The following is a 20,789-nucleotide window of genomic DNA, read 5'->3' on the forward strand; positions in this document are numbered from 1 at the left end:
TAAATTTTAGCACAATTCTAACAGAAGTCAACCCGAGTTTTTTGATAGGAATAATAAAACAGGCCCTGAGGCCTGTTTTTATTGTCATTATTTTTTAAACCAATCTTTTGACTCGGGATTCTGTTTCCATGATTTCAGTTTCTCAATGTCATCTGAATGTATCGTTCCGTTTTCAAGCGCTACTTCAATCAGCGTGTCATAATCTGTTAACGAGTAGTACGGCAGACCCGCTTTTTTAAAGGCTTCTCTTGCTTTCGGCAGTCCGTATGTAAAAATTGAAATGACGCCGAGAACTTCCGCGCCCTCTCTTTGAAGGGCCGCCGCAGCTTCAAGCACGCTGCCCCCGGTAGAAATCAAATCTTCAATCACGACTGTTTTTTGTCCTTTTTTAACGGCGCCTTCTATTTGATTTCCTTTGCCGTGCGCTTTCGGTTTGCTTCTGACGTAGCACATCGGAGCGCCTGTACGGTCTGCGAGAAGCGCAGCATGCGGAATGCCTGCCGTGGCAGTGCCCGCGATCATCTCCGCCTCGGGGAAATGCTCTTTCAGCAGTCTGCCGAGCCCGTCCGCCACATCATTTCTCACTTTTGGATACGACAATGTCAGACGGTTGTCACAATAAATCGGCGATAGAATGCCGCTCGCCCACGTAAACGGCTCATTCGGGCGTAAAAAGACAGCTTCAATGTGTAATAGATGTTTTGCGATAGCCTGTTTCATCGGCGAACGCCCTCCCATTCCAGTTTAATGGCTTCATATGCTTTAACGGGGTTTTCCGCTTTTGTAATTGAACGGCCCACGACAATGGCTGACGAACCGTTTTCTTTCGCAAATGACGGAGTCGCCGTCCGGACTTGATCATCAGCTGCGTCATTGGCCGTGCGGATGCCCGGCGTGACTGTCAGAAATGACGGCCGGACCGCTTCATAAATGGCTTTTGTTTCATGAACTGAACATACCACTCCGTCCAGCCCGCACTCTTCAGCCATTTTGCCGTAATGTACAACCGTTTCTAACAGCGGCTTTTGCAGCAGAAGCTCTTCCTTCGCCATCTGCTCTGAAGTGCTCGTCAGCTGGGTGACTGCGATTAATGACGGGCGTTTTTTGCCTGCCGGCGTGCCTTCTTCAAGCCCCTCAAGAGCTGCGCGCATCATGCGTCCGCCCCCTGCGGCATGCACATTGACGAGATCAACGCCGAGACCCGCAAGCCGCTTCATCGCTTTATTGACTGTAGTCGGAATATCATGAAGCTTCAAATCTAAAAATATATCACAGTTCCGTTCTTTTAATTGATGAATGATGGCGGGGCCTTCCTGATAAAAAAGTTCCATCCCCGTTTTGACAAACAGCCTTTCCTTTTCAAACAAATCTAGAAACGCTAAAGTTTCTTCTCCTGATGCAAAATCAAGCGCGATGATGGGCAGGTTGTTCTGCATGTTTCCAGCTCCTTCCGATGCATTCACTTACAGATTGATAGCCGTATTGGCGCAGCACACGAGGGAGCTGTTCAATGATTTCCGGGCAGACGAACGGATTGACGAAGTTGGCCGTCCCAACGGCAACTGCACTTGCTCCGGCGAGAAGAAATTCTAATGCATCTTCTGCGGTCTGGACGCCGCCCATCCCGATAATCGGAATTTGAACGGCCTGGCTGACTTCGTATACCATCCGGATGGCGACCGGTTTGATCGCCGGGCCTGACAGTCCGCCCGTTTTATTTGCTAAAATCGGCCGTCCCGTCTTAAGATCGAGCCTCATCCCGACGAGTGTATTAATCATCGTCAGCCCGTCAGCACCGGCCGCTTCAATCGCTTTCGCAATTTCGGTTATGTTTGCGACATTAGGAGAAAGCTTCACATACACAGGCACTGCGGAAACTTCTTTCACCGCTTTTGTCAGATCGGCCGCCATGGCGGGATCAGTTCCAAAAGCAATCCCGCCCGTTTTGACATTCGGACACGAGATGTTCAGCTCAAGCGCATGCACATTCGGCGCTTGGCTGATGCGTTCGGCTACTTCTTTATAGTCTTCCACCTGAGAACCCGCGACGTTTGCGATAATCGGCGTGTCAAACTGTTCGAGCCAAGGCAGCTCATGATTGAGCACATGCTCCAGACCGGGATTTTGCAGTCCGATGGCATTCAGCATTCCCGCGCTTGTCTCCGCCACTCTCGGTGTCGGATTTCCGAAGCGGGCTTCGTTCGTGGTGGCTTTAATCATGATGCCTCCGAGGCATGATAAATCGTAAAATCCGGCATATTCCTTCCCGAAACCGAAACATCCGGAAGCGGGGATGATCGGGTTTTTCAATTGGAGACCCGGCAGATTCACCTCTAACATTACAGCGCCACCTCCTCAGCTTTAAATACCGGCCCGTCAAGGCAGACTTTTACATACGACGTATCGCTTTCGCCCGTACGGCACACGCAGGCGAAGCAGGCCCCTATTCCGCAGCCCATCCGCTCTTCCATCGAAAGGTAAACTTCTTTATGGCCGTACTGCTGCTTCAGCGCTTTCAGCATCGGTGTCGGCCCGCAGCTGAGCAGGACATCGAATTCGATCTGCTTTTCGCGGATGACATCGGTGACAAATCCTTTTTCTCCATATGTTCCGTCAGCCGTCGCCACGTAGGTATCTCCGTACGCGAGACATTCCTGTTCGTAAAAAACATCCTTTGCTGATTGAAACCCAAGCACATGAATAACGTTTACGCCTTTTTCCGTCAGGCGCTTTGACAGTTCCTGCAAAGGCGGAACCCCGACTCCGCCTCCGACTAACAGCGCGGTTTTTCCGGGTTCTATCCGCCGGACGGGGAATCCGTTGCCGAGAGGGCCGAGAACGTCTATCCTTCCGCCCTCTTTTTTCTCAGACAAAAGACGCGTCCCCTCACCGTCAGCTCTGTAGATAACGGATACTTCATCCGCGGCGAAATTGACGTCCGCAATGCTGAGCGGCCTTCTTAATAGCGGCGTGACCGCGTCACTTACCTTCAGATGAAGAAATTGTCCCGGCTCGGTAAAGTGCCGGACAAGCTCTCCTTTCAGCACCATCTTATAAATCCGGTCGGCAATTTCTGAGTTGGATTGAACAGTCAAATGCGCTTTCTTCATACCGTAACGGCCGCCGTTTGATTGGTTTTGGATGCAGGCATATGATCCGCCCGGAATGTCATGCTTTCCAACACCCGCAAAATGGCTTCGGCCGTATCTAAAGATGTCAGGCAGGCGACTCCGTTCTCAACGGATTCACGGCGGATTCTGAAGCCGTCTCTGGCCGGCTGTTTTCCTTTTGTCAGCGTATTGATGACAAATTGCGCTTCTCCGTTTCTGATGACGTCGATGAGATTCTTCCCTTCTTCGCCGATTTTCCCGACAACCTGAGCCGGAATCTGAGCGTCTTTCAAATAAGCGGCTGTTCCTTCCGTCGCCATGATGTTATAGCCGATAGCATGGAACCGCTTCGCGATCAGAAGTCCTTCTTCTTTATCTTTATCAGCAACGGTCAACAGCACCGAGCCGTAATTCGGAATTTGAATACCAGAGGCAATCAGTGCTTTATAGAGCGCTTTTTCAAGAGTTGAATCTTTGCCCATGACCTCTCCCGTCGACTTCATTTCAGGCCCTAATGTAATATCCACTCTTCTCAGCTTCGCGAATGAGAAGACAGGCGCTTTCACGTACACCCCCTGCTGTTCCGGCTGCAGTCCCTCTTGATAGCCGAAATCAGCAAGCTTTTGGCCGAGAATGACCTTTGTCGCCAGATTCGCCATCGGAATCTTTGTGATTTTGCTTAAGAACGGCACGGTTCTGCTTGACCGCGGATTTACTTCAAGCACATACACTTCACCTTGCGACAGGACGAATTGGATGTTCAGCAAACCGACGATGTTGAGGCCTTTTGCCAAGGCTACAGTGTATTGTTCGATTTTTTTCTTAATGTCTCCGCTTAAAGACTGAGGCGGATAGACGGCGATTGAATCCCCTGAATGGACGCCGGCCCGCTCGATATGCTCCATAATTCCCGGGATGACGACTGTTTCGCCGTCAGATACAGCGTCGACTTCGATTTCTTTCCCCGTCAGATAACGGTCGATTAACACCGGATGCTGCGGGTTGATTTTGACCGCATTTTTCATATAGTGAAGCAGCTCTTCTTCGTGATAGACGATCTCCATCGCCCGGCCGCCGAGCACATATGAAGGGCGGACAAGTACCGGATAGCCGATGGATGCGGCAATTTTGACCGCTTCATTCACCGACACGGCGGTTTTTCCGAGCGGCTGCGGCACGTTCAGCGCCTCAAGCGCCTGCTCGAACTTATCCCGGTCTTCCGCACGGTCTAAATCCTCAAGTGATGTGCCGAGAATCTTGACGCCGCGGGCGCTCAATTCTTCCGCAAGATTGATCGCTGTCTGGCCGCCGAATTGAACGACGACGCCTTCCGGCTGTTCCAAATCAATGATATGCATGACATCTTCAACCGTCAGCGGTTCAAAATACAGCTTGTCTGAAATGCTGAAATCAGTTGATACTGTCTCAGGGTTGTTGTTGATAATAATTGCTTCATAGCCTGCCTGCTTGATCGCCCATACAGAGTGAACGGTCGCATAGTCAAATTCGACGCCCTGTCCGATGCGGATCGGGCCGGAGCCGAGGACGACGACGCTTTTTCTTGATGTCACTTCAGATTCATTTTCTTCCTCATATGTGCTGTAGAAATACGGGGTTTCTGATTCGAATTCCGCAGCGCATGTATCCACCATTTTATACACAGGCTTGATGGCTGCTTCTTTTCTCATTTGGTACAGCTCTTGTTCCGGCATATTCCATTCCCGGCTGATGTATTTGTCGGAGAAACCGAGTTCCTTCGCTGTCTGCAGGACGGTGAGGCTGCCTTTTTCCGCTTTCAGCTCGGTTTCAAAAGCGACCAGCTTACAGAGCTTGTGCAAAAAGAAGACGTCAATTGCGGAAAACTCATGAAGCTGTTCGACTGTGTAGCCTCTTCTGAACGCTTCTGCAAGATAAAACAGCCGTTCATCTCCGGCCTTTCTGATCCGTTTTTCCAAAAGTCCGTCAGAAATCTCTTCCGCATCCTTCAGTTCCAGGTGATAGACATCGGCTTCCAATGAGCGGACCGCCTTTAACAGCGATTCTTCAAGGGTGCGTCCGATCGCCATGACCTCTCCGGTGGCTTTCATCTGCGTTCCGAGTCTGCGGTTTGCCGACTCAAATTTATCAAACGGCCAGCGCGGGATTTTTGACACGACATAGTCAAGCGCGGGCTCAAAAGCCGCATATGTTTTTCCCGTTACGGGATTCATCATTTCATCAAGAGAAAGCCCGACGGCGATTTTCGCCGCAAGCTTTGCGATCGGGTAACCCGTCGCTTTTGAGGCGAGTGCTGATGAGCGGCTCACCCGCGGATTCACTTCGATAATGTAATATTGGAAACTGTCGGGATCGAGCGCGAGCTGAACATTACAGCCGCCTTCTATGCCGAGCGCGCGGATCAGCTTTAATGAAACATTGCGCAAAAGCTGGTATTCCCGGTCGCTCAGCGTCTGGCTCGGAGCAACGACGATGCTGTCGCCCGTATGGATGCCGACCGGGTCGATATTTTCCATATTGCAGACGACGATCGCGTGATCTCTGCTGTCTCTCATGACTTCATATTCGATCTCTTTGTAGCCGGCGATGCTTTTTTCCAATAGGCATTGATGGACGGGGCTTAGTTTTAATCCATTTTCGACGATCTCTTTCAGCTCCGCTTCATTCGAGCAGATGCCTCCTCCCGTTCCGCCTAATGTGTAAGCGGGGCGCACGATAACCGGAAACCCGATCCGGCCGACAAATTCCTCAGCTTCCTGCAAAGTGCGGATAATCTCACTTTCCGGCACCGGTTCATTCAGCTCATTCATCAGTGTACGGAATAAGTCGCGATCTTCCGCCTGCTGGATGGCGGACAGTTTTGTGCCGAGCACTTCTACTCCGCATTCTTCAAGAACCCCGAGTTCAGACAGCTCGACGGCAAGATTCAGTCCGGTCTGCCCTCCAAGGGTCGGCAGGATGGCATCCGGCCGCTCTTTTCTGATGATACGCGTGAGAAATTCCGTCGTCAGCGGTTCGATGTATACCCGGTCGGCCATTTCCGTATCCGTCATAATCGTTGCCGGATTTGAGTTGACGAGAATGACTTCATAGCCTTCTTCCTTTAAAGCGAGACACGCCTGTGTGCCCGCATAATCAAATTCCGCCGCCTGTCCGATAATAATCGGGCCTGATCCGATCACTAAAATCTTTTTAATATCTACGCGTTTTGGCATACCGCTTCCCCTTCTTTCTCAGTTGTTTCGATCAAATCAATGAATCTGTCAAATAAATGATTGGCATCTTCCGGCCCCGGTGAAGCTTCAGGGTGGTATTGAACCGTAAATGCCGGCAATGTTTTATGCTTGAGGCCTTCGATCGTTTGGTCATTGATCGCAATATGTGTCACTTCAAGCTCCGTCTCATCTATAGAAGAAACTGTATATCCGTGGTTTTGAGCGGTTAAAGCGACTTTCCCTGTCGCAAGCTCTTTAACCGGATGGTTGGAGCCCCTGTGTCCGAATTTCATTTTTTCCGTATCCGCTCCTGATGCCAGCGCAAATAATTGATGGCCGAGACAGATTCCGAATAACGGCACCTTCCCGAGAATGCCTTTTATCATCCCAATCGCTTCCGGCACATCTTTCGGATCTCCGGGTCCGTTAGATAGCATGATGCCGTCCGGCTTCAGCTGGAGCACTTCTTCCGCCGTTACATTGTACGGCACAACGATGACATCACATTTTCGTTTGTTTAATTCTCTTAAAATGCCGTGCTTCATGCCGAAATCAACGAGTACGATGCGTTTGCCGCGGCCCGGACTCGGATAAGCCGTTTTCGCCGATACTTGAGCGACTTGATTTCTCGGCAGTTCCGTTTCTTTCAGACGTGTCAGAACCGCTTCGACATCCTCCTCGCAAGATGCAAATGTTCCTTTTAATGCACCGGCCGTGCGGATCATTCTTGTGAGCTTTCGCGTGTCGATCCCTTGTAAGCCGGGGATATTTTTCATTTTTAAATACTCGTCAAGCGTGTAAGCAGATCTCCAGTTGGAAGGCAGCTCGCACAGTTCTTTTACGATCAGCCCTTTTACAAAGGGAGTGATGGATTCAAAGTCATCTCTGTTAATCCCGTAGTTGCCGATCAGAGGATACGTCAGCGTCACGATCTGCCCGCAGTAGGAAGGGTCTGATAAAATTTCCTGATAACCGGTCATTCCCGTGTTGAATACGACTTCACCCGCGGTATGCTCCAGGCTCCCGAATGCTTCACCCTCAAATACCGCTCCATTTTCCAGCACTAGTCTTCTTTTCATTTGACGAGTCTCCCTTCTTCATATGTAAGCTTACCGGCAGCCATCGTTGCAACAGGCCAGCCGAAGCACTTCATCTTGTTGAATGGCGTATTTTTTCCTTTAGATAAAAATGTATCTTTGTCAATGGCCGCTTCTTTTTCCAGATCAATCAGGGTGATGTCAGCCGGCGCGCCCGGTGCAAGCGTTCCGTACGGAAGACCGAACGCCTCGCAAGGTTTTGTTGTCATGAAATCAACCAGCTGCTTCAGCGTCCACGCCCCGTTTTTCACAAAATGTGTGTACAGAAGCGGAAAGGCTGTTTCTAAACCGACGATACCGAAAGGCGCAAGCTTCATGTCCGTGTTTTTCTCTTCTTCTGTATGCGGCGCATGGTCTGTGGCGATGAAATCAATCGTGCCGTCTAAAAGCCCTTCGATCAGCGCCGCTCTGTCCTCTTTGCTGCGAAGCGGCGGATTCATTTTAAAATTGGTATCAAGGCCCGGGATATCTTCGTCACAAAGCAGCAGGTGGTGCGGCGACACCTCGGCTGTCACGCGGATTCCCGCTTTTTTTGCGTCTCTTACGGCTCTGACGGATTCTTTCGTGCTGATATGACACACATGGTAATGGCAGCCCGCCGCTTCCGCCAGAAGCACGTCACGGGCAATATGTACCGCTTCACAAATGGAAGGTATACCGTTCAGGCCGTTCGCTTTTGAAAACGATCCTTCATGCACGCTTCCGCCGTAAATAAGTGAGTTATCCTCACAATGAGCGACAATCGCTTTATTTATTGAAGCCGCCTTTTTCATGGCTTCATACATCATTCCGGCCGTCTGAACCCCGACGCCGTCATCGGTGAAGGCGAATGCGCCCGCTTCATGAAGCGCCTTAAAATCTGTCATTTCTTGGCCGGTTTGTCTGATCGTAATGGATGCGTAAGGAAGAACCCTGACAGATGAGGTTTCTTTGATCCGGTTTTGCAGCCATTCCATCTGCTCTTTCGTATCCGGCACGGGTCTTGTATTCGGCATGGCGGCGACTGTGGTAAAACCGCCGCGCGCCGCAGCTTTAGAGCCAGTTTCAATGGTTTCTTTTTTCTCACCGCCCGGTTCTCTGAAGTGCACATGAAGGTCCACGAGTCCCGGTGAGACGAACAGTCCGTCAGCGTCAATCACCGTTTCTCCGTCTTGTGCGGTCAGAATGCCGGTTTCCGCAATGATTTCTCCTGTTACCCGGATATCCTGTTTCACTTTTTCTCCCTGTTCATTTAGCATCCAGCCGTTTTTAATGAGATAAGACATAAGCCGCTTCTCCCCTTTTCGCATTGGTTTGCAGTGCTCTTTTTAAGACTGCCATTCTGATATACACACCGTTTTCCATTTGTTTAAAAATTCTTGATTTTTTGCATTCTACTAATGTTGTGTCAATTTCGACTCCTCTGTTCACCGGTGCGGGATGCATGATAATGGCATGCCGCTTCATGCTTTCCGCCCGCTTTGCGGTCAGCCCGTATGCTTCCAGGTAGCCTTTTTGGTCGGCTTCTGTCTGATGCCTTTCATTTTGAATGCGGAGCAGCATGACGACATCTGAAGCTTGTATGGCTTCATCCGTCTGTACACAGGTGCCGAAGGCGTTTTTCTCGTCCTGCCATTGCGGCGGCCCTGAAAACAGCACGCGTGCGCCGAGCCTTGTCAGCACCTCGGCATTTGACCTTGCCACCCTGCTGTGTTTGATATCGCCATGAATGGAAACTGTCAGACCTTGAAAGGTCTCAAATTCCTCTTGAATCGTCATTAAATCGAGCAATGACTGAGTCGGATGCTGGCCGCAGCCGTCGCCTGCGTTTAAGATCGGAATATTGACTCTGTCTGTCAGATCTTTGTAATATTCATCCGTGCTGTGCCTGATGACGCAGGCGTCCGCTCCGATTGATTCCAGTGTTCTGACCGTGTCGTATAGGGACTCGCCTTTTTGAACGCTTGTGCTCGTGCCGTCTAAGCTGAGCACGTTCATTCCGAGTTTCTTTTCCGCCACTTCAAAGCTGAACCGCGTTCTCGTGCTCGGTTCAAAAAACAGATTCGCAACGAATTTTCCCGCGAGATCAGGGCGGACTGTACCCTCTTTTATCGCTTTTGCCTCACGCAGCAGTTCTGTAATTTCAGCCGCGCTCAGTTCAGACATCGCCGTTAAATGATTCATGTTTTTTCTCCTCCGTTTCCGCTTGAAGGCCGTAAAAAACACCCCGGTCTATAGACTCGGGGTGCGGTTAATGAGAGAAGCGGCGTACAGCTTCTTCCCGTTATAACCCTTCCAAGCCTCTCTGGACTTTCTTTAAAAGGTTTATATATGATTTTGTTTTTCCGTTACGTCTGTGTCTTCGTCATTTGCGTGCGGCAGGACAAGGTTCAGAATGACTCCGACGATTGCCGCAAGCGCCATGCCGGATATTTGAAACCCGCCTTTTGATACTTGAATGAACGCACCGCCGACGCCGATCACGAGGATGACGGATGTGATAATTAAATTTCGCTTGTTTTCATAATCAATGTTGTTGTCAATCAGCATTCTCAAGCCGCTGGAGGCGATGATTCCGAACAGCAGGAAGGAAACGCCTCCCATAACCGCTGACGGAACAGAGCTGATCAGCGCTGAAACTTTGCCGATAAATCCGAAGCACAGCGCAATCACGCCGGCGCCGCCGATGACAAAGACGCTGAACACTCTCGTAATTGCAAGTACTCCGATGTTCTCGCCGTATGTCGTCGTCGGCGGGCCGCCGATTAACGAAGCGATGATTGTCGCAACACTGTCCCCCATTATGGAGCGGTGCAGTCCCGGCTTTTTAATGAAATCCTGTCCGACAACTTTACTCAGCACCATTTGATGGCCGATATGTTCTGACATCGTCACGAAAGCGACCGGCACCATCGCAGCCGCAATGCCCCATGTCACTGACGGCGTATAGTCTTTGAAAGGGATGATAAATTCAGGGACGGCGAACCATTTTGCATCAATGACCGGCTGGAAATTGACGATGCCCTGTGTCAGCGCAAACAGATAGCCGCCTATAATGCCGATCAATACCGGAATCAGGCTTAAAAATCCCCGTAAAAAGATGGCGCAGATAATGGTGATGGCCAAAGTGACGCCGGCTACACTAAAATGTTTCAGGCTGTAGACGAGTTCCTTCGCATTCGGATCGGCATACATTGCCATATTGACAGCTGTGCTTGCCAATCCGAGGCCGATGACGATGATGACTGGTCCGACGACCACCGGCGGCAGCAGCTTCATCAGCCACCCCGTTCCAAGCTGCCTGATGAGAAGTGCGATCAGGCCGTACACAATTCCCGCCAGGAAAGCGCCGACCATGGCAGCCCCCGGCCCTCCCGCCGCCTTCACCAAGATAATCGGTGATATAAAGGCGAATGATGAGCCGAGATAAGCGGGAATCCGGCCTTTTGTCACCAATAGATAGGCGAGTGTCCCGATTCCGCTCGTGACAAGCGCCACTGCCGGGCTCATTCCGACCAGTTTCGGCACGAGTATGGTTGAGCCGAACATGGCGAATAAATGCTGCAGGCTGAATGACAGCCAGGACAATGGATTGGGGACGTCCCTGACTCCCAGGTTTACTTTTTTCTTACTCATGGCGTTTTCCTCCCGGTTGACTTTCAAATGGTATAAAAAAACCTCTTTGCTTATACGCAAAGAGGCATACAAAACCCGGCCGCGTCGATCCGCCCGGCTTTGTGTTTTAAAATCCTCTTTGCAGACTCTCTGGAATGCATTTAAAAAGGGTGATTATTCATTTTCGTATATGGCGACCATATCAGTCTGATCAACTTCACTCAGCTGAACCATCACTTTTTCAGCTTTTGAAGTCGGGATGTTTTTCCCGATATAGTCCGCTCTGATCGGCAGCTCCCGGTGCCCTCTGTCGACAAGCACGGCAAGCTGTATCGATGACGGCCGTCCGACATCAACGAGTGCATCCATCGCCGCTCTCACCGTCCGGCCGGTATAAAGCACATCATCGACCACAATGACCTTTTGGTCTGTGATATCAGCCGGAATGTCCGCGCCTTTTACAAGCGGTTCTTCATTGCTCGTTTTTTTTGTGAGATCGTCACGGTAAAGGGTAATATCAATTTCTCCGACAGTGACCGGATTTCCTTCAATCTGTTCGATCCGTTCAGCCAGCCGCTTTGCTAAATAAATGCCTCTTGTTTTAATCCCTACAAGAATGCAGTCATTCATCCCTTTATTCCGTTCGATCATTTCATGGGCTATCCTTGTCAGCGCCCTTCTGATGGCCTGTTCGTCGAGAATAACAGCTTTTTGATTCACTCGTGACACCTCTCCATTCGTATATAAGAAGAAAAAACCCCTCCTGCCAGAGCATAGAGGGGTTCCTTTCCAGGACGAAGACACACACGTATCTCTTCTGTCCTTTCCGTTATCCTTCTCAGCCTCTCTGGACTGTGTTAAAAAATCTATTCAGCTTGTTTTTATTATTTCAGAAAAGAAAGTCGCTGTCAATGGCTATTTCTCAAATGTTCAATGAGTTTTTGCATATCTTCAGGAAGGGGCGCTTCAAACTCCATGTATTCGCCCGTCCGCGGATGATCAAAACCTAATATTCCGGCATGAAGCGCCTGGCCGTTGAAATCAATGGTTTTTCTCGGTCCGTACTTCGGATCGCCTGCCAAAGGAAACCCGATATATTTCATATGAACGCGGATTTGATGCGTTCTTCCGGTTTCAAGACGGCACTCTACGAGCGTGAAGTCTTGAAAACGCTCAAGCACGTGGAAATGCGTGACGGCGTTTTTACTGCCTTCTCTTGTTACGGTCATGCTTTGACGGTCTTTCTTATCTCTTCCGATCGGAGCGTCAATCGTTCCGTCATCATGTGAAATCAACCCGTGGACAACCGCGGTGTACTTTCTCGTCACGGTTTTATTGACGAGCTGATTAACGAGTGATTCATGCGCCATATCGTTTTTAGCGACCATTAACAGGCCGGAGGTATCTTTATCAATACGATGGACGATTCCCGGGCGCATGACGCCGTTAATGCCTGAAAGATCATTGCAGTGAGCCATCAGTCCGTTTACGAGCGTCCCTGTCACATGGCCGGGCGCCGGATGTACGACCATGCCCCGCGGTTTGTTCACAACCAAGACGTCCTGATCCTCATAGTAAATATCCAGATCCATCGGCTCTGCAAGCACGTCCAGTTCTTCCGGTTCAGGAATGGTGACGGTTACCTGATCGCCGGGCTGCATTTTGTAGTTGGCTTTGACGGATTTGCCGTTAACGGTTACCAGTCCCTCTTTCACCCATTGCTGCACCTGAGTGCGTGACCAGTTCTCTCCTGCTGCGGCCAAAAATTTATCAATCCGTTCGCTTTTTTGTTCAGGCTGAACGGTTATCTCAAATTGATTCATGTTATTGCTCCTTCTTTTTCCCGCTGTCAAACAGCATATGAATAAATAAAAGTATGACGCCGACGCACAGTGAGGAGTCCGCGATATTAAAAATCGGATAGTGATAATTCACGATGATGATATGAATAAAATCGACTACTTCCTGGCGTGCCGCCCGGTCGATAAAATTTCCGGCTGCACCTCCCAGCATTAAGCCGAGAGAAATTCCGAGTAACATCTGCCCTTTTGCATAACGCTGTATGTAATAAACGATTCCGATAATCACGGCGATGGTAATGACGTAGAAAAACCACATTTGGCCGGCTAAAATACCCCATGCCGCTCCCGTGTTGCGATGAGAGGTGATATAAAGCACCTGATCGATGACAGGTATGCTTTGTCCCAATTCCATATGGCTGACGACAAGCCATTTGGTTAGTTGGTCGGCAATAATAATAAAAAGAGCGATAAGATAATAAAGCACACACGTTCCTCCAGTATACAGTTACTTTTATCCTTTATGAATTTTATCAGTAAAAGATGCCGGAGTAAAGGCAGATCATAAGGGCATGAAGACAGACGCTGTCACTCATACAGCGCCTGATCATATGCATAATCTCCGGGTACCCAGTATGGAAGGGTTTTCTTTTCAAATTGAGCGGGATAATAAAAATCATCAGCGGTTCTGGCCGTCGGCAATACCGCAAGCTTGTCAATCGGAATGGGGGCGCCTGTTTTTTCACAATAACCGTACGTATTGTTTTCAAACTTAGACAGGGCAAGAAGAACATCCTGCAGTTCTTCTTTTACATGATAGATCAGAGTTGCTTCCTGGTCGTTCATTGGAGGTTCAACAGATGCTGACATTTGAAAGCAAGAATATTCGAATAATCTTGATTGAAGTTCTTCTTTCATCATGAGAAGCTCCGTGTGGATTGCGGTCAGTTGATCATTCATTCATCACAACTCCTGCTCTTGATGTTATAGCTTTATTGTTGCCTCCAGAGCGCCATTTGAAGCCCATAAGATTTTTCCTATCGTTCTAATCGATGACATTAGTGGCATGTAAAAAAACGCCCGGCTGTCAGCCGGGCGCTTTCTCATTCATTAATTTTGATAATATTTTTCAACGATTTCCGCATTGCGCAGTGATAATGTCGGATACTTCGGATTGGCGCCGACATCTTTAGAAATCACGCGGGACCGCTCACACATCTGACCTTCCGCTTTTTCTACGGTCATTTTTCCTGTTGTGAAGCTTTGCGCGTTTTCCGGCGCTTCGCTTTCGTCTTTTACTGTCAGTTCTGAGACGATAAACAGCTGTGCGATATTTTCTTTAATGGATGATAAGAGGTCGCGGTTTTCTTTGTTCGGATACAAAGTCAGACTCGCTTCCAATGATCTTCCGATAATTTTTTCGTTACGGGCAATTTCCAAAGCTTTCAGCACGTCATTGCGAAGCTCCATGAAACGGTCGAATTTTTCTTCTGTCGCCTGACTGTTCGGAACAGAGATGGTTTCCGGCATATCTGTCAGCTGCACGCTCGCCTCTTCAACAAATGATAAGTGAGACCACATTTCATCCGCCGTATGAGGGAGAATCGGCGCAGTCAGCTTTACTAACGCCAGCAGCGTTTCATAAAAGACTGTCTGCATGCTGCGGCGGTCCGGATGATCCGCATGCTCGATGTACACGACATCTTTTGCGAAATCAAGATAGAAAGAGCTGAGCTCGATCGTACAGAAATTATGAATGCTGTGATAAACAACCGCAAATTCGTATTCATCGTACGCTTTTTTCACTTTATCGATCAGCTTATTCAGCTTGATCAGCATATATTGATCCACTTCACGAAGATCTTTTACATCAACGGCATTGACGCTTGGATCGAAATCGAACAGGTTGCCGTGAAGGAAGCGGAACGTGTTGCGGACTTTCCGGTATACTTCCGCGACCTGCTTCAGAATATCTTCAGAAACCGGGTGATCGGCCTGATAGTTTACGGAAGAAACCCATAAACGCAGAATTTCAGCTCCAAGCTGTTTTGCGATTTTTGTCGGCTCAATCGTATTGCCGAGTGATTTACTCATTTTACGGCCGTTTGCATCAAGTGTAAATCCGTGGCTTAATACGCCTTTATACGGCGCTTTGCCGGTGACTGCAACGGCAGTTGAAAGAGATGAGTTAAACCAGCCGCGGTATTGGTCAGAGCCTTCAAGGTATAAATCAGCCGGGCGGACGAGATCATCACGTTCCTCAAGAACGGCCTGATGAGAAGAACCTGAATCAAACCATACATCCATAATGTCTTGCTCTTTCGTGAAGATTCCGTTCGGGCTTCCCGGATGTGTAAATCCTTCCGGCAGAAGGTCTTTTGCCTCTCTTTCAAACCAGACGTTTGAGCCGTGCTGTTTGAACAGCTCAGAAACGTGTTCAATCGTTTCGTCGGTGATGATCGGCTCACCGTTTTCAGCATAAAATACCGGGATCGGAACGCCCCAGACGCGCTGTCTTGAAATACACCAGTCGCCGCGGTCGCGCACCATGTTGTAAAGGCGCTGTTCGCCCCACTCCGGCACCCACTTCGTTTGTTTGATGGCATCAAGCAGATCCGGTCTGAAATCTTTAATTGACGCAAACCATTGCGCTGTCGCTCTGAAGATAGTCGGTTTTTTTGTTCTCCAGTCATGCGGATAAGAGTGTGTAATAAACTCGAGCTTTAAGAGCGCGCCGTTTTCTTCAAGCTTCTCCGTGATCGGTTTATTGGCTTTATCGTAAAACATTCCTTCAAAGCCCGGCGCTTCGTCGGTCATGTTGCCTTTTTCATCGACAGGGCAAAGTACTTCTAAGCCGTACTTTTGGCCGACGATAAAGTCATCTTCCCCGTGGCCCGGAGCAGTATGAACACAGCCTGTTCCGGCATCGGTTGTGACATGGTCACCGAGCATGACGAGTGAATCTCTGCCGTAAAGCGGATGTTCTGCAGTGATGTATTCTAACTCTCTGCCTTTATACGATGCGACAACTTCAGGATTTTCAAAGCCGCATGCCTCCGCTACGCTTTCGATTAATTCAGCCGCTACTACATAACGCTTGTCTCCAACCTTGATGACATTGTATTCAAGATCAGGATGAACGGAAATTCCGAGGTTGGCAGGCATCGTCCACGGCGTCGTCGTCCAGATAATAAAGCTTTCTCCGTTCTCGAGAACGCCTTTACCGTCTTTCACCTTAAATGCAACATAAATGGATGCCGAACGTTTATCCTGATATTCAATTTCCGCTTCTGCTAAGGCAGATTCACTTGAAGGCGACCAGTTGACAGGCTTCAGGCCTTTATAAATATAGCCTCTTTTCGCCATCTCGCCGAAAACGCGGATCTGCTGCGCTTCAAATTCAGGCTGAAGCGTAACATAAGGGTTTTCCCAATCGCCTCTGACGCCGAGACGCTTGAATTGTTCGCGCTGTCTTTCGATCTGCTGCCATGCATATTCTTCGCAAAGCTTGCGGAAATCGGCTACGGACATTTCTTTCCGGTTCACTTTTTTGTTTTTTGTCAGTGCCGTTTCAATCGGCAGACCGTGCGTGTCCCATCCCGGCACATACGGTGCGTTGTAGCCGCTCATTGATTTATAGCGGACGATAAAATCTTTCAGGATTTTATTCAGGGCATGACCCATGTGGATGTCTCCGTTTGCATAAGGAGGTCCGTCATGCAGTACGAATTTCGGGCGGTCTTTCGTCCGTTCTTGAACAAGACGGTAAATATCCTGCTCCTCCCATTCTTTCTGCATGTCAGGCTCACGGTTCGGCAGATTTCCGCGCATCGGAAAATCTGTTTTCGGCATTAACAGCGTATCTTTATAATCCATTTTCATTCCTCCACAACATTTTTCAGAAAATAAAAAAAGCCCTCTCATCCCATAAGGGACGAGAAAGCTTATCTCGCGGTACCACCCTTTTAGAAAAAACGGATCAACCGTCTTTTCCTCTCGAACATCGTAACGTGATGGAACGTCCTTTCCTACTCTCGGTTCAGAAAGGAAACTAAAGGGCTGATCTGCATGATTCCGGCCATCCCGGGCTTTCACCTTCCCCGGTTCGCTTTATGGCCTGCTTTGAGTCATGCCGGTCCCTTTCATCGTCTTTTCATCTGAATTTATGAACGTATTATATTCGAACGGGCCGGAGAATGTCAAGAAAATCTGAAAATTAGTCTTTTTCCTCAAATACCGCGTCGACTTCGTATTCTAACAGATGATCCCAATCATCGTTTTTCAGCAGATCAAGCTGCGCCTCAATCAGCATTTGGAAACGCGTTCTGAACACTTTAGACTGTTTTTTCAGCTCTTCAATTTCCATTGCGATTTTTCTTGATTTGGAAAGCGACTCATTGATGATTCGATCAGCATTTTTTTCTGCTTCACGGACGATCAGCTTCGCCTCTTTCTGCGAATTGCGCTTTACGTCTTCTGCCGCTTCTTGAGCTACGAGAATTGACTTATTCAGCGTTTCTTCAATATTGGCAAAGTGTCCGATTTTTTCATCCAGCTCGTTCACTTTCGCCTCAAGCTCCGTTTTTTTACGGAGTGCGATTTCGTAGTCTTTTCTGACCTGCATTAAAAATTCATTTACTTCATCTTCATCATATCCGCGAAAACCTTTTGTAAACGTTTTGTTATGGATATCATTCGGCGTTAATGGCATATTGCCACCTCCATTTTTACATTTCAGTACGGTTATCTAGTTCACATTATAAAACAAATACGGCCATAGATGGAGAAAAAATCTGAAAAAACGACTCATTTTTGCCGTTCGAATGTGACTTTCCATTTGTCTTTTTTCGTTTTTCCGTCTACTTTTGTCAAACTGCATCGTCCGAAGCCCCGAATCGAAAGCATGTCCCCTTCAGCAACCTGATAGGACGGATCCTCAACGGCTTTCCAATTCACCTTAACGAGCCCGTTTTTCACAAGGGTCTGCGCTTTCTGCCGGGATTGCCTGCTCATCGAAGCGCAGACGGCGTCGAGACGCAATGAAGAAACCGTGTCATCCCTTATTTCGACATCTGAAGCGGGAATGTGAAGGGCCGAAAGCTCGATTTTCTCAAGCTTTACCGGCGCTTTGCCTGCTTTGGTCAGCTGGGTGCCGACAAAATCGGCGATTTCACCGGAAACGATAAGCTGCACGGCTTCCTCTGAGAAAATCAGGTCGCCGTATTTCTGCCGTTTTAAGCCGATCCCCATTAATGATCCGAGAAGAGAGCGGTGATCGATGCTGACGAATTTTTCAGCGTATTGAACGTCAAAGGCCTGAAGCTCAAAATCATCTTGTCCAGGTTCCATATATTCAGGGTATAAAATCGCGCGTTTGCGCTCAGCTCTGTCATATCCCCCAAAAAAGGCAAGACCGCACGCATCGCCGATGACGGCTTTTACAATCACCTGTTCCCGCGGATCTAAGAAATCAGTCAGCTTCATCCGATATTGGTCCAGGACAATCTCTTTCCATTCAAGCGCCTGGTCGATAAAAGGCCGCTCGTCGTGTCTGAAGTGCTGGTAAATATCGCTCATGTTCTTTCCTTTCTATGTAAAGAGGCTTGGCTGGTGCCAAGCCCGTATCAAACTGTCGCATTCAAGTATACATTGCGATCATGCGGTATAGGCCCCAAAGTCCCGTCGTGGCAAACCGAAGCACGATAATCGCTACAATCGGGGATATATCCAGCATGGCAATGGGCGGAATGATCCTTCTGAACGGCTCTAAATACGGTTCGCAAATCGATGCGAGAAACCGTCCGACCGCCGTTTCTCTCGTACTCGGCACCCATGACATAAAGATGTAGATAATCAGGGCAAACGAGTAGATGTAAATTAAATAACTCAGAACGGAAAAAATTTGATAAAGAATCATCCTGCTTTACCACCTCTGATGTTCGTCTTCATTTATAAGCTCCGAAATCGTGCCGGAAACATCGACATTATCAGGCGTGCACAGAAAAATATCCGAACCGATTCTTTGAATGTCGCCGCCGATGGCATAGACGGTTCCGCTTAAAAAGTCGACGATTCTTTTCGCCTGATCATGCTGGATGCGCTGAAGATTGACGACAACCGCCCGCCTGTTCTTTAAATGATCGGCGATTTCCTGCGCTTCCGCATATACACGCGGTTCACTCAACACCACTTTAGAGGATTTCTGAACACTTTGCAAGCTTACTACGTTCTGTTTGCCCGCAGGCTTCTGAGCGTAGGCACTCTGTTTATCTTTTTGCTGTTCATGCTCTTCCGGACGATCCTGCTCCGTTTCAATGTATTCGTATTCGTACTCCTCCTCATCCATTGAGAAAAAGTTTTTCAGTTTATTTTTCATGCTCATTTGTTTACACCCCCCGTTTCATTTCCGACTAATGAAGAGCCGATTCTGATAAAAGTAGCGCCCTCTTCAACAGCGATTTCATAATCATTTGACATGCCCATTGACAGTTCCCGGCACGGTGCGTTTGTCTGGTTCAGCTTTTGCACCTGGTCCCTCAGATCACGCAATTGCCGGAAACAGGCTCTGATTGTTTCTGTATCGTCTGTCAGGGGAGCCATCGTCATCAGGCCCTCTACAGAAATGTTTCTAAACTCAGAAAGCTCTCTGATAAAGGGGATGACCTCCTCTGTTTTCAAACCGTGCTTAGACGGCTCAAGCGAAGTATTCACCTGCACAAAACAGCGAACCGCATGCTGCGCCCGTTTTTCAATTTCTTTAGCCAATGACAGTCTGTCTAAGGAATGTATATAAGATACACGGTCAACGACGGCCTTCACCTTTCTGGACTGAAGACTGCCGATAAAGTGCCACACGGGGCTGCCTTTGATGACATCCTGCTTACGGATAAGCTCGGCATCCCGGTTTTCTCCCAGACTTGTAATACCGGCATCCACGGCCTCTTGAGCCCTTTCGGCTGATACGTATTTTGTAACCGCGATGACGGTTACATCTTCGGGGCTTCGGCCCGATCTGTTACATGCTTCGTTTATTCTTTCGTTTATATGTCGTAATTGATCAGCAACACGCAAGATAACTTATGCCTCCTTCATTCCGATAAAGGACATCATGCGTCCCGTTTTTCCTTTGTCGCGGCGATGTGAAAAGAATAGTTCACGCTCTTGTTCGGTGCATAAACCGCTGACTGAAATGTTTTCTTCCGGAATGCCGCAATGTATCAGAAGAAGGCGGTTGACCTCTTTTAAATCAAGCTGATACCGGCCTTTTTCCGTTTCGCGTATGGCGGATTCTGCGGAAAACGGCAGCGCCCGGACTTCATTGATGACGCGGTCGTCGACGGTATAGCTGTCCGCGCTGATGGACGGACCGATGACGGCCTGAATATCTGTTAAGCGGGAACCTTCTTCGTTTACCCAGCGTTCCGTCATGATGCGCCCGATTTGTCTGACCGTCCCCTTCCATCCGGCATGGGCAGCGCCGATTATGGATTTCACCGGGTCATAAAAATACAAAGGCACACAGTCTGCAAAACACAGGCCCAAAAAAAGATCCGTATCTTTCGTATAGAGCCCGTCAGTCCCGCGGAATGCGGAGGAATAGTCTCTCGCCCCTTTTCCTTTATCTCCCGCTGTCACGCATCGGACGCGGTTTTCATGTGTCTGATCGGCGAATACCCAGGAATCCAGATCAGTACCGCATAAGGACGCTATGATTTCACGGTTTTTCACAACATCATGAGCTTCGTCCCGGACGTGCAATCCGGTATTTAATGACTCATACGGAGGATTGCTGACACCGCCGTTTTTCGTTGTGAATCCGGCGATGACCTTTGTGTTATGCTGATTCACACAGTTCCAGTCTTCTATCATGAGTGCCGAGGGGGTGGTAAAACTAAACGGGTGATATGTATTCATGAAGATCCAACCTTTCGACAAACATTAAAAAGCGAATTTCCCACTCATTTTAACACAATTTTA

The 20,789-nt window shown here is 48.7% G+C and carries 20 protein-coding genes and 1 other annotated feature; all 20 genes read right to left on the reverse strand.

The genetic code is table 11. The annotated features are described in order from the left end of the window. Positions 1–87 precede the first annotated feature (87 nt). Positions 88–720 carry an orotate phosphoribosyltransferase gene (pyrE, locus tag ACQE26_RS15990; protein WP_500470040.1) on the reverse strand — a complete coding sequence of 211 codons (633 nt, stop codon included), beginning with the start codon at positions 718–720 and terminating at the stop codon, positions 88–90. After that, positions 717–1,436 carry an orotidine-5'-phosphate decarboxylase gene (gene pyrF, locus ACQE26_RS15995; protein WP_047475090.1) on the reverse strand — a complete coding sequence of 240 codons (720 nt, stop codon included), beginning with the start codon at positions 1,434–1,436 and terminating at the stop codon, positions 717–719. Before pyrF ends, pyrE begins: the two co-directional genes overlap by 4 nt. After that, entirely contained in the window at positions 1,405–2,340 is a 936-nt protein-coding gene (locus tag ACQE26_RS16000; RefSeq protein WP_500470041.1) for a dihydroorotate dehydrogenase, read from the reverse strand. Before ACQE26_RS16000 ends, pyrF begins: the two co-directional genes overlap by 32 nt. Further along, on the reverse strand, positions 2,340–3,110 hold the full coding sequence (locus ACQE26_RS16005) for a dihydroorotate dehydrogenase electron transfer subunit (protein ID WP_500470042.1): 771 nt from the start codon (positions 3,108–3,110) through the stop codon (positions 2,340–2,342). The genes ACQE26_RS16000 and ACQE26_RS16005 overlap by 1 nt, the downstream gene beginning before the upstream one ends. Continuing rightward, on the reverse strand, positions 3,107–6,322 hold the full coding sequence (gene carB, locus ACQE26_RS16010) for a carbamoyl-phosphate synthase (glutamine-hydrolyzing) large subunit (protein ID WP_500470043.1): 3,216 nt from the start codon (positions 6,320–6,322) through the stop codon (positions 3,107–3,109). Before carB ends, ACQE26_RS16005 begins: the two co-directional genes overlap by 4 nt. After that, the gene (locus ACQE26_RS16015) at positions 6,307–7,401 is read right to left on the reverse strand and encodes a carbamoyl phosphate synthase small subunit (RefSeq protein ID WP_500470044.1); all 1,095 of its coding nucleotides are present in this window, start codon (positions 7,399–7,401) and stop codon (positions 6,307–6,309) included. The genes carB and ACQE26_RS16015 overlap by 16 nt, the downstream gene beginning before the upstream one ends. Further along, complete coding sequence (pyrC, locus tag ACQE26_RS16020) at positions 7,398–8,684, reverse strand: dihydroorotase (protein WP_500470045.1); 1,287 nt, start codon at positions 8,682–8,684, stop codon at positions 7,398–7,400. Before pyrC ends, ACQE26_RS16015 begins: the two co-directional genes overlap by 4 nt. Next, on the reverse strand, positions 8,668–9,582 hold the full coding sequence (locus tag ACQE26_RS16025; RefSeq protein ID WP_500470046.1) for an aspartate carbamoyltransferase catalytic subunit: 915 nt from the start codon (positions 9,580–9,582) through the stop codon (positions 8,668–8,670). The genes pyrC and ACQE26_RS16025 overlap by 17 nt, the downstream gene beginning before the upstream one ends. 141 nt (positions 9,583–9,723) lie before the next feature. After that, complete coding sequence (pyrP, locus tag ACQE26_RS16030) at positions 9,724–11,034, reverse strand: uracil permease PyrP (RefSeq protein ID WP_500470047.1); 1,311 nt, start codon at positions 11,032–11,034, stop codon at positions 9,724–9,726. 153 nt (positions 11,035–11,187) lie between these two features. Next, a complete protein-coding gene (gene pyrR, locus ACQE26_RS16035; RefSeq protein ID WP_003154392.1) occupies positions 11,188–11,733 on the reverse strand; it encodes a bifunctional pyrimidine operon transcriptional regulator/uracil phosphoribosyltransferase in 546 nt (181 codons plus the stop codon). A gap of 188 nt (positions 11,734–11,921) precedes the next feature. Beyond that, positions 11,922–12,836, reverse strand: coding sequence for an RluA family pseudouridine synthase (locus ACQE26_RS16040; protein ID WP_047475104.1), 915 nt, complete (start codon positions 12,834–12,836; stop codon positions 11,922–11,924). Between the two features lies 1 nt (position 12,837). Next, positions 12,838–13,299, reverse strand: coding sequence for a signal peptidase II (lspA, locus tag ACQE26_RS16045; RefSeq protein ID WP_060962835.1), 462 nt, complete (start codon positions 13,297–13,299; stop codon positions 12,838–12,840). 101 nt (positions 13,300–13,400) lie between these two features. After that, positions 13,401–13,772: a TraR/DksA family transcriptional regulator gene (locus ACQE26_RS16050; protein ID WP_500470048.1), complete on the reverse strand. Its 372-nt coding sequence runs from the start codon at positions 13,770–13,772 to the stop codon at positions 13,401–13,403. A gap of 150 nt (positions 13,773–13,922) precedes the next feature. Beyond that, entirely contained in the window at positions 13,923–16,688 is a 2,766-nt protein-coding gene (ileS, locus tag ACQE26_RS16055; protein WP_060962837.1) for an isoleucine--tRNA ligase, read from the reverse strand. A gap of 51 nt (positions 16,689–16,739) precedes the next feature. Next, positions 16,740–16,967 (reverse strand) — a binding site (T-box leader). 61 nt (positions 16,968–17,028) lie between these two features. Beyond that, positions 17,029–17,523 carry a septum site-determining protein DivIVA gene (gene divIVA, locus ACQE26_RS16060; protein ID WP_500470049.1) on the reverse strand — a complete coding sequence of 165 codons (495 nt, stop codon included), beginning with the start codon at positions 17,521–17,523 and terminating at the stop codon, positions 17,029–17,031. 95 nt (positions 17,524–17,618) lie between these two features. Beyond that, positions 17,619–18,389 carry a YlmH family RNA-binding protein gene (locus tag ACQE26_RS16065; protein ID WP_045926087.1) on the reverse strand — a complete coding sequence of 257 codons (771 nt, stop codon included), beginning with the start codon at positions 18,387–18,389 and terminating at the stop codon, positions 17,619–17,621. Between the two features lie 61 nt (positions 18,390–18,450). Continuing rightward, positions 18,451–18,729 (reverse strand): YggT family protein, encoded by a 279-nt coding sequence (locus tag ACQE26_RS16070; protein WP_016936193.1) that lies wholly within the window; start codon positions 18,727–18,729, stop codon positions 18,451–18,453. 6 nt (positions 18,730–18,735) lie between these two features. Beyond that, on the reverse strand, positions 18,736–19,194 hold the full coding sequence (sepF, locus tag ACQE26_RS16075) for a cell division protein SepF (RefSeq protein ID WP_060962838.1): 459 nt from the start codon (positions 19,192–19,194) through the stop codon (positions 18,736–18,738). Further along, positions 19,191–19,883: a YggS family pyridoxal phosphate-dependent enzyme gene (locus tag ACQE26_RS16080; RefSeq protein ID WP_500470050.1), complete on the reverse strand. Its 693-nt coding sequence runs from the start codon at positions 19,881–19,883 to the stop codon at positions 19,191–19,193. The genes sepF and ACQE26_RS16080 overlap by 4 nt, the downstream gene beginning before the upstream one ends. Positions 19,884–19,889: 6 nt before the next feature. Then, positions 19,890–20,726, reverse strand: coding sequence for a peptidoglycan editing factor PgeF (gene pgeF, locus ACQE26_RS16085; RefSeq protein WP_500470051.1), 837 nt, complete (start codon positions 20,724–20,726; stop codon positions 19,890–19,892). Positions 20,727–20,789 lie beyond the last annotated feature (63 nt).

Source organism: Bacillus sp. 5RYD7K (assembly GCF_059831465.1).

Excerpts from the sequence above, each read along its gene's own strand:
- pyrE (WP_500470040.1), bottom strand. The coding sequence starts at position 720 with ATGAAACAGGCTATCGCAAAACATCTATTACACATTGAAGCTGTCTTT.
- pyrF (WP_047475090.1), bottom strand. The coding sequence starts at position 1,436 with ATGCAGAACAACCTGCCCATCATCGCGCTTGATTTTGCATCAGGAGAA.
- ACQE26_RS16000 (WP_500470041.1), bottom strand. The coding sequence starts at position 2,340 with ATGTTAGAGGTGAATCTGCCGGGTCTCCAATTGAAAAACCCGATCATC.
- ACQE26_RS16005 (WP_500470042.1), bottom strand. The coding sequence starts at position 3,110 with ATGAAGAAAGCGCATTTGACTGTTCAATCCAACTCAGAAATTGCCGAC.
- carB (WP_500470043.1), bottom strand. The coding sequence starts at position 6,322 with ATGCCAAAACGCGTAGATATTAAAAAGATTTTAGTGATCGGATCAGGC.
- ACQE26_RS16015 (WP_500470044.1), bottom strand. The coding sequence starts at position 7,401 with ATGAAAAGAAGACTAGTGCTGGAAAATGGAGCGGTATTTGAGGGTGAA.
- pyrC (WP_500470045.1), bottom strand. The coding sequence starts at position 8,684 with ATGTCTTATCTCATTAAAAACGGCTGGATGCTAAATGAACAGGGAGAA.
- ACQE26_RS16025 (WP_500470046.1), bottom strand. The coding sequence starts at position 9,582 with ATGAATCATTTAACGGCGATGTCTGAACTGAGCGCGGCTGAAATTACA.
- pyrP (WP_500470047.1), bottom strand. The coding sequence starts at position 11,034 with ATGAGTAAGAAAAAAGTAAACCTGGGAGTCAGGGACGTCCCCAATCCA.
- ACQE26_RS16040 (WP_047475104.1), bottom strand. The coding sequence starts at position 12,836 with ATGAATCAATTTGAGATAACCGTTCAGCCTGAACAAAAAAGCGAACGG.
- ACQE26_RS16050 (WP_500470048.1), bottom strand. The coding sequence starts at position 13,772 with ATGAATGATCAACTGACCGCAATCCACACGGAGCTTCTCATGATGAAA.
- ileS (WP_060962837.1), bottom strand. The coding sequence starts at position 16,688 with ATGGATTATAAAGATACGCTGTTAATGCCGAAAACAGATTTTCCGATG.
- divIVA (WP_500470049.1), bottom strand. The coding sequence starts at position 17,523 with ATGCCATTAACGCCGAATGATATCCATAACAAAACGTTTACAAAAGGT.
- ACQE26_RS16065 (WP_045926087.1), bottom strand. The coding sequence starts at position 18,389 with ATGAGCGATATTTACCAGCACTTCAGACACGACGAGCGGCCTTTTATC.
- ACQE26_RS16070 (WP_016936193.1), bottom strand. The coding sequence starts at position 18,729 with ATGATTCTTTATCAAATTTTTTCCGTTCTGAGTTATTTAATTTACATC.
- sepF (WP_060962838.1), bottom strand. The coding sequence starts at position 19,194 with ATGAGCATGAAAAATAAACTGAAAAACTTTTTCTCAATGGATGAGGAG.
- pgeF (WP_500470051.1), bottom strand. The coding sequence starts at position 20,726 with ATGAATACATATCACCCGTTTAGTTTTACCACCCCCTCGGCACTCATG.